Source organism: Acinetobacter sp. GRABPA_MV_2 (genome assembly GCF_056725885.1).
Genome location: NZ_JBWZNA010000004.1, coordinates 58,361 through 72,479 on the forward strand (window position 1 = coordinate 58,361; position 14,119 = coordinate 72,479).

Here is a 14,119-nt window from a genome sequence, read left to right on the forward strand (position 1 = left end):
AGTGTCGAATATCGAAAAACCTAAAGCCACCTATGAGCAAGCAATTGCCATAGATAACGCACGTCTTGGGCAATCATTTAAAGTGATTGCTTATGCGGGTACAGGTAAAACTACTACCTTACAAATGATTAGTGATGCCATGCCTGAACGGCGCGGTATGTATCTAGCATTTAACAAGGCAATTGCAGGCGAAGCACAAAACAAATTTCATCGTAATGTAGATTGTCGTACTTTTCACTCCCTCGCTTTTCGCAGTGTGCCACGAGGTGTGACTGATAAATTACGCTTACCTCGCTTAAGCCCAAGCTTTATTGCAAAAGAATATCGACTACAACCTATAACTTTGCGACGCATGATGGGTGGACGTTATGAAAAATACGTCTTAATGCCAAGTCGCCTCGCAAGTCTTGTCGCCAATGCTGTCAGCTATTTTTGCTCGACCAGCTCGCAATACCCTGCTCCTCGACATATTCAGGCACCAAACTGGTTACATCCAGACGATATTACCGAGTTACAAACTCATCTTTACCCTGCTGTTGAACGCCGCTGGTTAGAGTCGATCGACCCAAATCATCAGGCAGGAATTGGTCACGATATTTACCTCAAACTTTGGGCATTGTCTGAACCGAACATTCCAGCCGATTATGTACTATTTGATGAAGCACAAGATGCCGATCCTTTAATGTTGGGCATTTTGCTTCGTCAAAAAAATACTCAGGTTATCTATGTTGGCGATGCACATCAGCAAATCTACGCGTGGCGTGGTGCAATTAATGCCATGCAGCAATTACCATTGCCAGAGTCTCGCCTCACCACTTCTTTTCGTTTTGGTGAAACGATTGCCGATGTTGCCAATGCATTGCTGGGCGGCTTAAATGAAACTGTTCCTCTGCTTGGTAATCCAAACCAGAAATCAAGTGTTGTAAATAAACCACACACTAAAATGCGTGATGCGATTTTGTGCCGTACCAATGCTCGTGCAATGGAACTTTTATTAGCTGGTTTAGTTCACGGCGATAAAGTAAGTTTGCAGGCTGACCATCAAAAACTAAACCGTTTTGTAGATGCTGCAAGCCTCTTAAAGCAAGGAAAACGGGTTACTGATGTACCTGAATTAGCATGGTTTAATTCATGGCATGATGTTCATGAATACTGTGAAACTAATGAAGGTAGTGATATTAAGCCATTGGTTAAACTTGTCGATGACCACGGTACCGACCCACTAAAAAAAGCGCTTGCAAAGATTACACCACTTGAGCAAGCTGATTATGTCATCTCTACAGCCCACAAAGCGAAAGGCTTAGAATGGAACCGCGTTCATATTGAAGATGACTATCAATTTAAAATTAATGGGTTAGAACACAAGATTACCGATGAAGAATTAAGATTACTGTACGTTGCCTGTACTCGTGCTAAAGTAAGTCTAAATATCCATCATCTTTATGATCTGATACAACAATTAAAACTAAGGGCGCCTTTAAGTCTTCGTCAGTCGGTTGGTTGAAGCGCTCATATTTAGGTGAGCCTATGAAACTTGAATCTGTCCAATTTAAACATATTGCTCTGTTTCACGACCTTAAAATACACTTTCACTATGAAAAACAGCCAATCACCTTAATTTTAGGTGAACAGGCAACTGGTAAAAGTATGTTGCTCAAACATACTTACCATGCTTTAACTTGGTTCCCTGCTCGCCTTAAAGATTTGCGCAGTCCCGGTATTGTCATGCCTGATCAAGACATTACTCAGTCACGTCTACAATCAAAAATTGAAGTGACTATTCAAGTTCCTTCAGAAATTGGTCATCTGCCAGAAAGTACCTCTGCTCAGCAGGTAGATTCTTCGCTGTGTAGCTGGAAACTTTTTAAAACCTTAAATGCAAGTGGGATTGGAGTGAGCCAAGTTGAAACTCAGCAACTTGACCAAACCATGGCTCTTTATCAACAAGTCATAAAAAAAGATCCATTACAAGGACTTCCCTTAATCGCTTACTACCCAGCCGAGCGATTTGTAAATGATATTAATCTGCTTAATAAAAATTTACCTGGCATTACTCAAGCCATTTCAGCCTATGATATTAGCCCACTACCGTTTACAACTTTTACACGCTTTTTTGAATGGCTACGAGAAATCAGTGATATTGAAAATGCTCAAGCTGCATATCTAGTACAACGGATTAGATCTAAACAGTCAGATCAGCAAGATCAAACAGAATTATTAAATGAGCTCCAAAAAGAGTTAGCAGGGCAACCTAAACAGCTCACTTCACCCAATCTCTATGCCCTCAAGAATGCATTGAATATAGTTTTGCCTGAGCTTAAAGACCTCTATCTACAGTATCAGCCTCGACTACAACTCATGGTCGACTATGAAGATCAAACTTTACCTTTTCAGCAACTTTCAAATACAACAAAAACTTGGATTGCTTTAGTAGGCGATATAGCCCGCCGACTTTGTTTACTCAATCCATTAAGCTTAAACCCTTGCCTTGAGGGGGATGGCGTTTTACTCATTGACCAGATTGATGCACAGCTCGACTCGACTCATTGCTCCGAGATCTTAAATCGACTTCATCAAGCCTTCCCACGCCAACAAATTATTGCAACAGGAAGTCGTGAAGAGCTCCTTGAACATGCTTCGACCTATCAATGTCTAAAATTAGAACACGGTAAAATTAGCCATCTTGATCTAAACACCACCAAACAACAGCTTGAACATATCTATACCTTACTTCAAAGAAGCGAGCCTTTAACACCATCTATAGAAGCACAGCCTCTGAGCTTAATAGACCCAACACCAGCACAGATTGAGGTTTTATTTCAGCAGATTCAGGGTTTGAATGAACAACAAAAAAATGAATTATTAAGAATGATTCATGCGGGAGACACACCGGAAGAGAGCCCTTCGGTTTAAGTTTTATAATCGAAAAAACCGCACTCACAAAATATATAGTTGAGTGAGTTTTTTGGGCACTAAAACAACTAGATGTTGTTACTACATGTAATAACATCAGATTTTTAATGCTTTTTTAGTGTACAATAAATTTCATTTTGCGTTTTTATTCTTCAAGTTGCGCAATACAACTTGTTTCTCGCTTTATTTTCTAATTTGGTTGGGTTTTCGGAATAATAAGCTTTGGAACTCTCTTTGAATTCCTATCTATTCTGAAATTAAAATTTCACCTTTAGGTTTCGGCCTAAATCATATATGGATACGAGTGTGCTACCGATAATTATCTTATTACCGTTAATATTAGGCACCACCCTTGTTTCATTGCTTCAACGGTTCTCGCGTGGAGTAACGGCTTTAGGGGCAATTGGAGTCAGTTTAACCAGTTTTGGTTTATTACTGACTCAAGCTAAAACTGTGCTTGGTGGTGCAAGCATTCAACAAAGCTGGGATTGGTTACCTCAATTAGGGATCAATCTGAGCTTCAGGCTCGATGCTCTTGGTTTATTATTTTCTCTTCTTATTACCGGTATCGGTACACTCATTTATATATACGCCTATTATTATTTAGGCCCTAAAAATTCATTAAGTAAACTCTATACTTTACTCATGCTGTTTATGGCAGCAATGCTGGGTATTTCGCTCTCTAATAATCTTATTATTTTATTAGTCTTTTGGGAGCTCACCAGTATTTCATCTTTCTTGTTAGTGGGTTATTGGAGCCATTATGAAGCTGCTCAACGTGGCTCTCGGATGGCGCTTACTATTACAGGAATGGGCGGTTTAGCAATGCTAGGTGGATTTGTTCTCTTGGGACAAATCACTGGGACCTATGAAATTAGCGAAATCATGGGCATGAAAGATGCAATCCAAGCTCACACTCTTTTTATTCCAATGTTATTGCTTATTTTGCTTGGCGCATTTACGAAGAGTGCTCAGTTTCCATTTCATTTTTGGTTACCTAACGCAATGGCGGCACCCACACCAGTGTCTGCTTACCTACACTCTGCGACCATGGTAAAAGCCGGGATTTTTCTACTTGCCCGCTTACTTCCAATCTTTATAGGCGCTGCGATCTATCACAATATCGTTACGTTTGTCGGCCTATTTACGCTCTGTATGGCAGCGTGTTTTGCCATTTTCAAAGAAGATTTAAAAGGACTGTTAGCCTATTCAACCATTAGTCATTTAGGGCTTATTGTTTGTTTACTTGGGATCGGTTCTCCTTTAGCGGTTGCCGCTGCTATTTTCCATATTATTAACCATGCAACATTTAAAGCAGCGCTGTTTATGCTTGCAGGGATTATTGATCATGAAACTGGCACACGTGATCTTCGAAAACTCAGTGGTATTTGGCAATTACTTCCTTTCACTGCCACACTCACCATGATCACCGCTGCCTCTATGGCAGGTGTACCACTTACCAACGGCTTTATTTCTAAAGAAATGTTCTTTACCGAGCTATTGGCAAATCTTTCAGGCTCAACGGTTATCTTTGCCAGTATCATTGCAACTCTGGCTGGTATCTTTGCAGTAAGTTATTCAATTCGCTTAGTGCATGGTGTGTTCTTTGACGGTCCAATCGGTAAACAAGTGCCAAATAAAGATGCACATGAACCACCAATCGGGATGCGTGCTCCAGCCATTCTTCTTGCTGTACTCTGTATCTTGGTCGGCATTCTGCCTTCGTTATTGGTAGAACCACTGGTCAATAGCGTAACTAGAGCAAGCTTAATGCAACCAGAATTTGCAGGTACACACCTTGCAATTTGGCATGGATTCAACGCTCCTCTTGTGATGAGTATTATTGCTTTAGTGGGCGGTACGCTGTTCTATTTTGCTTTAGCAAAAGACGGCATGATTCGTAAAATTGACCTTGATCCGCGCCTAGGTAGATTACAAGGCCGCATCTTATTTGATTTATTTTTAAAACATCTGTTGCTAACAAGCCGAAAAATCAAACAAAAAACTGAAAATGGCTCATTGCAAAGTTATTTGTTCTGGATCATCGCTTTTAGCATCATCATAGTGACAATGCCTTTACTCAATCAAGGCCTGAGCACAGGTACACGTGAACTCACCCATGCTCCATGGATTGCTGTAGTTCTTTGGCTGACGCTGTTTTCAGGCTGTTGGATGATGCTCTGGTTTCATCATGAACGTATTAAGGCGGTACTTATTAGTGGTGCAATTGGTCTAGTTGTAACGATGGTATTCGTTACTATGTCAGCACCAGACTTAGCACTGACTCAAATTACAGTAGATGTAGTAACCACTGTTCTCTTACTAATGAGCTTATCGTTACTTCCACAGCTAACACCGTATGAGTCTCTTCGTTCTAGACGTTTAAGAGATGCAGCTTTAGCAATTATTGGAGGTTTAGGAATTGGTTGGATTACGTGGCTCATTTTAACCCGTGATCACAATTCGATTTCTTGGTTCTTTGCCCAACAGTCTCTACCACTTGGTGGTGGCTCAAATATTGTAAATGTCATTTTAGTTGACTTCCGTGGCTTCGATACCTTCGGTGAAATTACAGTATTAGGCATCGCTGCGATTGGTGCTCTATGCCTTATGGATGGTATGCGTGTACACGGCACAACAATGACGCAAGGTCTCACCTATCGTTTTAATCCATCACCGCTTATGTTCCGTATTACAGCCTCTTGGGTATTACCACTAGCGCTTGTGGTCAGTGTTTATATCTTTTTGCGAGGACACAACTATCCAGGCGGTGGCTTTATTGCAGGTCTAATCACCTCAATGGCGCTAATCATTCAATATATTGCACTAGGTCAAGATCAAGCAGAACAGTTGTTAAAAGCGAAGTCTGGCCGCCTTTATGAAGTCTGGATTGGCATAGGATTAACGATTGCAGGTCTGACTGGTATAGCAGCATGGTTCTGGTTACGTCCATTCCTCACCAGTGCTCATGTCTATGTTGAATTACCAATCCTAGGAAAACTACATCTAGCTTCAGCTGCAAGTTTTGACTTGGGTGTCTATATCACCGTTGTAGGCGCGACAATGTTGCTCATCTCTGTATTAGGCGACTCTCGTCATTCGAGTATGTCTGGTCCTGTACCACATCGGGAGGAATCATCATGATCAGTTTAGAATTCTTATTGGCTTCTGCTATTGGTTTACTTGTTGCCACAGGTATTTATCTGATTTTACGTGCTCGTACTTTCCCTGTTGTGCTTGGATTGGCTGTAATCGGCTATGCAGTAAACCTATTTTTATTTGCTATGGGTCGATTACAAATCAGCTCACCGGCAATTTTAACTGAAACAACAAAAATAACCGATCCACTTCCTCAAGCGCTGGTGTTAACTGCTATCGTGATCGGTTTTGCAACTACAGCGTTTATTGTGCAACTAGCGCTACGTAGCCGTTATGAGTCAGGTAGTGATCATGTTGATGCTAAAGAAGATATATCCCCGACATACGACCCACGTGAGGATGAGCCGTGATGTTTGATTTTTTATCTTTTTGGCAACAACACACGCCTATTTTTAGCATTCTCATCCCAGCGTTTACTGCTTTTATCTTATTACTGTTAGGTAACCCAGGGGCAGGTGCTTTAAAAGATGACTGGCGCCAACCTTGGCGTCGTGGCATTAGTCTTGTCTCAGCAATTGCCGGATTAATTACAGCTATTGTTTATCTTAGTTACGCCAGCACTGGCCAGATTACTGTTTACCAACTAAGTGAATGGTCAGCGCCATTTGGTATTGTGCTTGTACTTGATCGTCTTTCAGCCTTTATGCTGGCACTGACCTATGCATTAGCAGTACCAGTTCTATGGTATGCAAGCGACAATTGGGACACCCGTGGTCGCTATTTCCATGCCATGGTACATTTTCTATTAATGGGGATCTGTGGAGCATTTCTAACAGGCGACTTATTTAACCTTTTCGTCTTTTTTGAAATCCTATTGATGGCTTCGTATGTGTTGCTCTTACATGGACAAGGCAAACCTCGTTTTCAGCTTGGTGTTCACTATGTCATTATCAATCTTTTAGCCTCTGCCCTCTTCTTAATTGGGCTTGGTATGATTTATGGCAGCGTGGGTAGCCTCAACATGGCGGATGTCTCACGCCTTATACCGACACTCGAAGCAGATCAACACAAATTAGCAGTCGCTGGTTCGCTACTTCTCTTTGTTGTTTTCGGTATTAAAGCAGCAATGCTTCCTGTCGGTTTTTGGCTACCAAAAACCTATGCTGTTGCAAGTACGCCTGTAGCTGCAATTTTCACCATCATGACTAAAGTCGGGATCTACTCTATTTTACGTGTAAATGGAACAGTATTTGACGATGCACTTAGTCAAGAAATCTTAAAAAGCTGGTTACTTCCTATTGGCTTAATTACTTCACTCTATGGTGTGATTGCCGCAATTGGGGCAGATCGTTTACGTCGCTTTGTCGGCTTTATGGTCCTTTCTTCAATTGGCACCTTGCTTACAGCAATTGCCATGTCTAATACACAGGCATGGTCTGGCGCTTTATATTACTTAGTACACAGTACATTGATCGGAGCAGCTTTTTATCTATTTTGTGGATGGATCACTTCACAACGTGGAGATTTTAAAGATCATTTAAAAGTTGCCCCAAGAATTAAACAAGAAAAAGCGGCTATGCTGACTTATTTCTTGATTGCTATGATGCTCGCAGGTTTACCACCTTTTAGTGGTTTTCTTGGAAAAGTATTCATTTTACAAGCGACAGTTGAAGCTAGTTATCAAGGCTGGATTATTGGTATTGTGCTTGTGGTGAGCCTATTAAGTATTATTGCTCTCACACGTGTTGGTTTTATCTTATTCTGGCGCGCTACTCCTCCAGAAGAAGATCCAATCCAGCCAGCTTATATCCTTTATCGTGCTTTACCGGAACGCGCACCGCCACGTAACGATCAAGTCATTTATCTATTACTGGCTGGTTTAATCGCTTATGTTGTTTTTGCTGCACCAATTCAGCATTACACATTAAGCACCGCACAACAGATCCAAGACCATGCGCTTTACCAACACTCTATTCTTAAAGTAGATCAAAACGGTGAGTTCATTAGTGTACAGCCATATGACCCAAGTTACTTACCGGAAACGAAGTATGGCGGTGAGGTTGAAGATCATAATGCTTATCTTGTTCCAGATATTATTTCGAAAGATACGCTCAATGGCGAACATATTTCTGAATATAAACAACGACAAATTCAGCAACAGGACAAACTCCAAACGCCTACCATTGTTGATGAAAGTCAATTGAAACCTATGGAGCCATAACAATGCAGTTATCTCATTTGCTTGAACGCTGGTTTCCACATCCATTTGTTTCGGTTCTCATCATTTTATTTTGGTTGATGCTGGCGCATAGTCTTGATGCGAGTGATCTTTTGACTGCTATGCTTTTGGGCTTAATTATCCCTCGCTTAGTCAAACCGTTTATTACCCGCACACCGCATATTCACTGGAAACCTGCGGTTAAACTATGTTTTGTGGTTCTTTGGGATATTATTATTTCTAACTTTAAGGTCGCAAAACTTGTTTTGGGACCTACTAAAAAATTACACCCTAAATGGTATCGCGTACCTTTAGAAACAGAACATGAGCAGGTTAATACCTTACTGGCAATGATCATTACCACAACACCAGGTACAGTTTCTGCAGGTATCGATCAAGAACGTGGGGATATTCTGGTTCATGCTTTAAGCACGGATAATACTGAATCTGATATTCAAGACATCAAACAACGTTATGAAATTCCTCTTATGGAAATTTTTGATGTGAAAAGTAAAACGGAGGCAAGTGCATGACAATCCTACCCTATGCTCTAGGTATTAGCTTGATTGCCATTACAATCTCGATGCTACTTTGCCTTTTTAGACTGGTTATGGGGCCTTCAATTGTAGACCGCCTTTTAGCGCTCGATACGCTTTTCCTCAATGCAACTTGCCTGATTGTTGTGTTAGGCATTTATTGGATGACGACTGCTCTATTTGAAGGAGCACTGCTGGTTGCGATGCTAGGTTTCGTATCTACAGCTGCCTTAGCACGCTACTTCACAACCGGTCATGTTATCGATTAAGGAGAGGTCAAATGCAATTTACAATGGAAATTATTGTTTCGGTCTTTCTGGTTTTTGGCGCCTTCTTCATGTTAGTTGGCTCAATCGGTATGGTCCGTCTACCCGACTTATTCATGCGGTTACACGCGCCAACTAAATCGAGTACGCTTGGCTTAGGAAGCTTTCTGATCGCTTCAATGATCTTTTTTGCTTTCCAAGGGCGGTTCGGTTTTGCTGAGCTACTCATTACCCTTTTAGCTTTCATTACCGCGCCAGTTTCGGCTAATTTGATTGCACAAGCTGCGCTACATTTACGTTTACGCTCACTGAGTGGTGAAGTACCTGAAGCTATTGAACGTCCTCTACCTTGGGATCGTTATAAAATTGGTCAGCGCTTTTCACAAAACAAACCGCCAATGGAACCTCCTAAAGAATAAAAAATTGAATCAATAAAAAAAGCCACCCGGAGGTGGCTTTTTTTATTTTGAGTTTTAATTACTCTTCATCATCTGACTTATTACGTTCTGGTAAATCTTGTACCGCTTTTTCGATTAGACCAAACATATAGTTACCATATGCATTCGTCTTATCGTAATGGAAACGTAAGCGAGGCGTAATACGAGTCTTAATGCGACGGCTCAATTCATGACGCAAGAAACCAGAAGCTTTATTTAATACATCTAAAGTTTCTTTATTTGCTGCTTCACTTTGCTCATCGCCTAGTTCACGTCCCATAACGGTGACATAAACTTCAGCATAACCCATATCCGCACTGACTTTTACCGCAGAGATGGTCACTAGACCACCTAAGCGAGGATCTTTAAGCTCTTGACGGATTAGATCAGACAACTCACGTTGTACTGAATCCGCCATGCGCTTTAAGCGTTGGCTACCCGCCATTAAAGACTCCGTTTAATCAATTGAACATCATACACTTCGATCTTATCTTGTGGTTTGATGTCTTTATAACCTTTCACTGCAAGGCCACATTCCATACCAGCACGAACTTCATCAACAACGTCTTTATAACGACGAAGAGATTCGAGCTCACCTTGGAAAATTACAACATCATCACGTAATACGCGAATCGGTTTATTACGATGTAATGTGCCTTCAAGTACCATACAGCCTGCTGCTGCACCAAACTTACTTGAGTGGAATACTTCACGTACTTCCGCAACACCCAAGATTGTTTCACGATGTTCAGGAGCAAGCTTACCGCTCATGGCATCTTTCACATCATCAATCAATTCATAGATGATGCTGTAGTAACGAATATCGATACCATCTTGGTCACTTCTCTGACGAGCAGTCGTATCGGCACGAACGTTAAAGCCTAATAATACAGCTTCTGAAGATTCAGCAAGAATCACATCAGACTCGGTAATCGCACCGACACCTGAGCTAATTACACGAACTTTTACTTCATCAGTAGATAATTCATGTAGAGCTGCATTCAATGCTTCTAAAGTACCACGTACGTCTGTTTTCAAAACAACGTTCACTGTAGGAACATCTTTTTTGCCCATTGACGACATGATATTTTCAAGGCGCATTGCACTTTGACGATCAATACGTTTTTGACGCTCACGGTCAGCACGAGCATCGGCAACTTCACGCGCTTTCTTCTCGTCATTTACAACAAGAACTTCATCACCAGCCATCGGAGCATCTGGAAGACCCAGAATTTCTACTGGAATAGATGGTCCTGCTGATTTAATTGGCTTACCGTTTTCATCAGACATTGCACGGACACGACCATATGATGAACCTGCAAGAACAAGGTCACCAATGTTTAATGTACCGTTTTGAACAAGAATCGAAGTTACTGCACCACGGCCTTTGTCAACACGTGCTTCAATAACAACACCTTGCGCAGCACCTTCAGCAGATGCTTTTAATTCCATCAATTCTGATTGAATAAGAATTAAATCAAGGAGTTCATCAATACCTTGTCCGCTGTGTGCAGAAACCTTAGCAATCGGAACATCACCACCCCATTCTTCTGGAACGATTTGTTTCGTTGTTAACTCATTTAACACACGGTCTGGATCAGCAGATTCTTTATCCATTTTGTTGATTGCAACAATAATTGGAGTACCTGCCGCGCGTGCATGGTCAATTGCTTCTGCAGTTTGCGGCATTACACCATCATCTGCTGCAACAACCAATACAACGATATCCGTTGCTTTAGCACCACGTGCACGCATTGAAGTAAATGCCGCATGTCCCGGTGTATCAAGGAATGTAATAATTCCTTTATCTGTTTCAACGTGATATGCACCAATATGCTGGGTAATACCACCTGCTTCTCCAGCCGCCACTTTCGAACGACGGATACGGTCAAGCAATGATGTTTTACCATGGTCAACGTGACCCATAATGGTAACAACTGGCGGACGAGTTGTTTGCTCACCACGAGCTTCTTCAGCTGCTTCAAGCAAGTTATCTTCCGCTTGTGTATCAGAAACTAAAACAGGGTTGTGGCCCATTTCTTCTACAACAAGTGCCGCTGTGTCTTGATCAATAGCTTGATCTTGATTAACCAATTCACCCATTTTCATAAGTGTCTTGATAACTTCACGTACTTTAATCGCCATTTTTTGAGCAAGATCGGCAACAACAATGCTTGAACCGATTTCTACATCATAAACTTGCTTTTTAACTGGCTTTTCAAATCCATGCTTATTCGCTTGGCTTGATTTTAAACCACGTTTGTTATGGTTAACAAAGCTTTGCTCTTCTTGACCACGACGACCACCTTTCTTCCCAGCACGTGGGTTAGTGGTTGCGCCACCGCGTTTAATTTCACGGTCTTCTTGCTTAAATGAATCTTCATAAGCTTGGCCAACTAGACCTGAAGCAAGTGGAGAATCATCAATCACACGAATTGTCGTAGTAGCATCGTCATTTGAATACTTAGACGCCATTTTGCGCATTTGTTCAAGTGTACGTTGCTGAGCTTCTTCAGCCGCTTTACGACGTGCAGCTTCTTCAGTTGCTTTTAACTGAGCTGACTGCTCTTCACGAGCTCGTTTCTGTTCTGGAGTTTCAGCTGGTTTTGGTGCAGGTTTTACTGTACCACCACCACGCTTTTTCACTACAACAGCAGCTTTTGGAGCTGTCTGTGCAGCACTATCTTGTTGATGAGCAGCACGCATAGCATCTAAAGTTGCTTTAGCTTTTTGCTCTGTTTGAAGACGCGCTTTTTGCTCGGCAGTTTCACGCGTTTGCTGTTCTACACGTGCTTTAGCTTCGGCTTCTGCACGTGCTTTAGCTTCAGCTGCAATTTGTTCAGGGTTTGGTTTAGCAAAAACCTGTTTTTTACGTACTTCTACGTTAATTGTTTTTGCTTTGCCTGAAGTACTTGCAACTTTAGCGGTACTGGTTGTTTTACGTTTCAACGCAATTTTTCCTGTGTTACCACTTTCCTGACCATGAACTTTTTTCAAGTGATTGACCAAAGTATCCTGTTGTTCAGTGGTAATAATGTCGTCTGCTGTACGTTGAGGCAAACCTGCTTCACGAGCCTGTTCTAGGAGCTTCTCAACAGGACGTCCTACACTGAGAGCTAACTCTTTAATCGACTTGTCCGTCATATTTAATCTCCTAGTTAAACCATGATTCGCGAGCTTTCATGATCAATTGACCTGCTTTTTCATGACCAAGTCCTTCAATATCAGAGATATCATCAGTAGCCTGATCTGCCAAATCGTCGACAGTAATAATACCGCGAGCGGCAAGCGAGTAAGCGATCTCAGAAGTCATGCCTTCCATAGTAAGAAGGTCTGCGCTCGGTTCTTGAATATTTTCTTGCTGTTTCAAAGCATCAGTAAGGGCTGCTTCTTTTGCACGACTTTGCAATAACTCAACCAACTCAGCATCAAGCTCAATTTCGTCAAAAGTTTCAGCAGGAACATAAGCAATCTCTTCTAAAGAAGTGAAGCCCATTTCCACCAATGCCATTGCTAAATCTTCTTCAATATCGAGACGTGATACAAACATATCAAGATATTGCTGAGCTTCATTTTGCTGACGAGCACGATACTCTTCTTCAAGCATCATGTCGAGTTTGTAGCCAGTTAAATCAGAAGCTAAACGAACGTTTTGACCTTGAGAGCCAATCGCACGAGCTAATTGATCACTGGTTGCAAAAATAATGTCGGCACTTCTTGCATCTTCATCAAGCACGATGCCTGAAACATCAGCTGGTTCTAATGCGCTAGCAATGTATTGAGCTGGATCATCAGACCAGACCACTACATCAATACGTTCACCATTCAACTCTTGTTGTACAGCTTGAATACGCGTACCACGCATACCAATACATGCACCTACAGGGTCAATACGGTGATCATTTGTTTTCACTGCAATTTTAGCACGAACGCCCGGTTGACGTGCCGCTGCTTTAATTTCAATGATTTCTTCAGAAATTTCTGGAATTTCTTTTTTCATTAAAGCAATTAACATTTCAGGCTTAGCGCGTGATAACAACAACTGAGCGCCACGACCTTCACGGTTAACATTATATAAAATAGCGTTTACACGTTGTTTTGGACGAAGAATTTCTTTTGGAATCATCTCTTCGCGTGCAAGATAAGCTTCTGCATTGTCGCCTAAGTCGATAATGAAGCCATCTTTGGTTTGTTTTTTCACTTCACCGTAAATTAACTCACCAACTTTAGACTCGTATGCATCAGCAACTAAAGCACGCTCAGCTTCACGAATTTTTTGTACGATAACTTGTTTTGCAATTTGTGCAGCAATACGACCAAACTCAATAGATTCTACTTCGAGTTCACGCACGTCACCAATTGACCATTTAGCTGGATCAACGTCAGAAATTGCATCTTGGCAAGCTGGCATTTCATGATCTTCATCTGCCACAACAGTCCATTGACGGAACGTACGGTAATCACCAGTTTTACGATCAATTTCTACACGAAGTTGAGCTTCTTCAGCATGCGTACCTTCGTAAAATCTTTTCTTCGTTGCAGCAACTAGAGCTTGTTCTAAAGCTTCGAAGATCGCTTCACGACTAACACCTTTTTCATTACTAACCGTTTCAACAACGGTAAGAATTTCGCGGCCCATAAGTCACCTAC

The 14,119-nt window shown here is 41.6% G+C and carries 11 protein-coding genes; 8 read left to right on the forward strand and 3 right to left on the reverse strand.

Translation table 11 applies throughout. From position 1 onward, the window contains the following. The first annotated feature begins 1 nt into the window (after position 1). From ACXM0J_RS05125 to ACXM0J_RS05160, 8 genes are all read left to right on the forward strand, one after another. Positions 2 to 1,504: a UvrD-helicase domain-containing protein gene (locus ACXM0J_RS05125; protein WP_032062860.1), complete on the forward strand. Its 1,503-nt coding sequence runs from the start codon at positions 2 to 4 to the stop codon at positions 1,502 to 1,504. Positions 1,505 to 1,527: 23 nt separating this feature from the next. After that, the gene (locus ACXM0J_RS05130) at positions 1,528 to 2,913 is read left to right on the forward strand and encodes an AAA family ATPase (protein ID WP_086264335.1); all 1,386 of its coding nucleotides are present in this window, start codon (positions 1,528 to 1,530) and stop codon (positions 2,911 to 2,913) included. A gap of 294 nt (positions 2,914 to 3,207) precedes the next feature. Next, positions 3,208 to 6,057, forward strand: a complete 2,850-nt coding sequence (locus tag ACXM0J_RS05135) for a monovalent cation/H+ antiporter subunit A (RefSeq protein WP_086264336.1) — start codon at positions 3,208 to 3,210, stop codon at positions 6,055 to 6,057. After that, positions 6,054 to 6,422 (forward strand): Na+/H+ antiporter subunit C, encoded by a 369-nt coding sequence (locus tag ACXM0J_RS05140; RefSeq protein WP_003654595.1) that lies wholly within the window; start codon positions 6,054 to 6,056, stop codon positions 6,420 to 6,422. Before ACXM0J_RS05135 ends, ACXM0J_RS05140 begins: the two co-directional genes overlap by 4 nt. Next, positions 6,422 to 8,233, forward strand: a complete 1,812-nt coding sequence (locus ACXM0J_RS05145) for a monovalent cation/H+ antiporter subunit D (protein ID WP_086264337.1) — start codon at positions 6,422 to 6,424, stop codon at positions 8,231 to 8,233. The genes ACXM0J_RS05140 and ACXM0J_RS05145 overlap by 1 nt, the downstream gene beginning before the upstream one ends. 2 nt (positions 8,234 to 8,235) lie before the next feature. Next, complete coding sequence (locus tag ACXM0J_RS05150; protein WP_004794999.1) at positions 8,236 to 8,763, forward strand: Na+/H+ antiporter subunit E; 528 nt, start codon at positions 8,236 to 8,238, stop codon at positions 8,761 to 8,763. After that, entirely contained in the window at positions 8,760 to 9,035 is a 276-nt protein-coding gene (locus tag ACXM0J_RS05155; protein WP_086264338.1) for a monovalent cation/H+ antiporter subunit F, read from the forward strand. The genes ACXM0J_RS05150 and ACXM0J_RS05155 overlap by 4 nt, the downstream gene beginning before the upstream one ends. 11 nt (positions 9,036 to 9,046) lie before the next feature. Then, positions 9,047 to 9,451, forward strand: coding sequence for a Na+/H+ antiporter subunit G (locus ACXM0J_RS05160; protein ID WP_005065884.1), 405 nt, complete (start codon positions 9,047 to 9,049; stop codon positions 9,449 to 9,451). A gap of 58 nt (positions 9,452 to 9,509) precedes the next feature. Here ACXM0J_RS05160 and ACXM0J_RS05165 read toward each other — a convergent pair whose 3' ends face one another. Genes ACXM0J_RS05165 through nusA form a run of 3 tightly spaced genes read right to left on the reverse strand, consistent with a single transcriptional unit; the run spans position 9,510 to position 14,108 of the window. Further along, entirely contained in the window at positions 9,510 to 9,914 is a 405-nt protein-coding gene (locus ACXM0J_RS05165) for a ribosome-binding factor A (protein ID WP_086264339.1), read from the reverse strand. Further along, positions 9,914 to 12,613, reverse strand: coding sequence for a translation initiation factor IF-2 (gene infB / locus ACXM0J_RS05170; RefSeq protein WP_002114697.1), 2,700 nt, complete (start codon positions 12,611 to 12,613; stop codon positions 9,914 to 9,916). Before infB ends, ACXM0J_RS05165 begins: the two co-directional genes overlap by 1 nt. Before the next feature lie 10 nt (positions 12,614 to 12,623). Then, entirely contained in the window at positions 12,624 to 14,108 is a 1,485-nt protein-coding gene (nusA, locus tag ACXM0J_RS05175) for a transcription termination factor NusA (RefSeq protein WP_002115134.1), read from the reverse strand. Positions 14,109 to 14,119: the final 11 nt, after the last annotated feature.

Bases quoted from the DNA above. Each gene is read 5' to 3' on its own strand.
- ACXM0J_RS05145 (WP_086264337.1), top strand. From the start codon at position 6,422: ATGTTTGATTTTTTATCTTTTTGGCAACAACACACGCCTATTTTTAGC.
- ACXM0J_RS05135 (WP_086264336.1), top strand. From the start codon at position 3,208: ATGGATACGAGTGTGCTACCGATAATTATCTTATTACCGTTAATATTA.
- infB (WP_002114697.1), bottom strand. From the start codon at position 12,613: ATGACGGACAAGTCGATTAAAGAGTTAGCTCTCAGTGTAGGACGTCCT.
- nusA (WP_002115134.1), bottom strand. From the start codon at position 14,108: ATGGGCCGCGAAATTCTTACCGTTGTTGAAACGGTTAGTAATGAAAAA.
- ACXM0J_RS05130 (WP_086264335.1), top strand. From the start codon at position 1,528: ATGAAACTTGAATCTGTCCAATTTAAACATATTGCTCTGTTTCACGAC.
- ACXM0J_RS05155 (WP_086264338.1), top strand. From the start codon at position 8,760: ATGACAATCCTACCCTATGCTCTAGGTATTAGCTTGATTGCCATTACA.
- ACXM0J_RS05160 (WP_005065884.1), top strand. From the start codon at position 9,047: ATGCAATTTACAATGGAAATTATTGTTTCGGTCTTTCTGGTTTTTGGC.
- ACXM0J_RS05140 (WP_003654595.1), top strand. From the start codon at position 6,054: ATGATCAGTTTAGAATTCTTATTGGCTTCTGCTATTGGTTTACTTGTT.
- ACXM0J_RS05165 (WP_086264339.1), bottom strand. From the start codon at position 9,914: ATGGCGGGTAGCCAACGCTTAAAGCGCATGGCGGATTCAGTACAACGT.
- ACXM0J_RS05150 (WP_004794999.1), top strand. From the start codon at position 8,236: ATGCAGTTATCTCATTTGCTTGAACGCTGGTTTCCACATCCATTTGTT.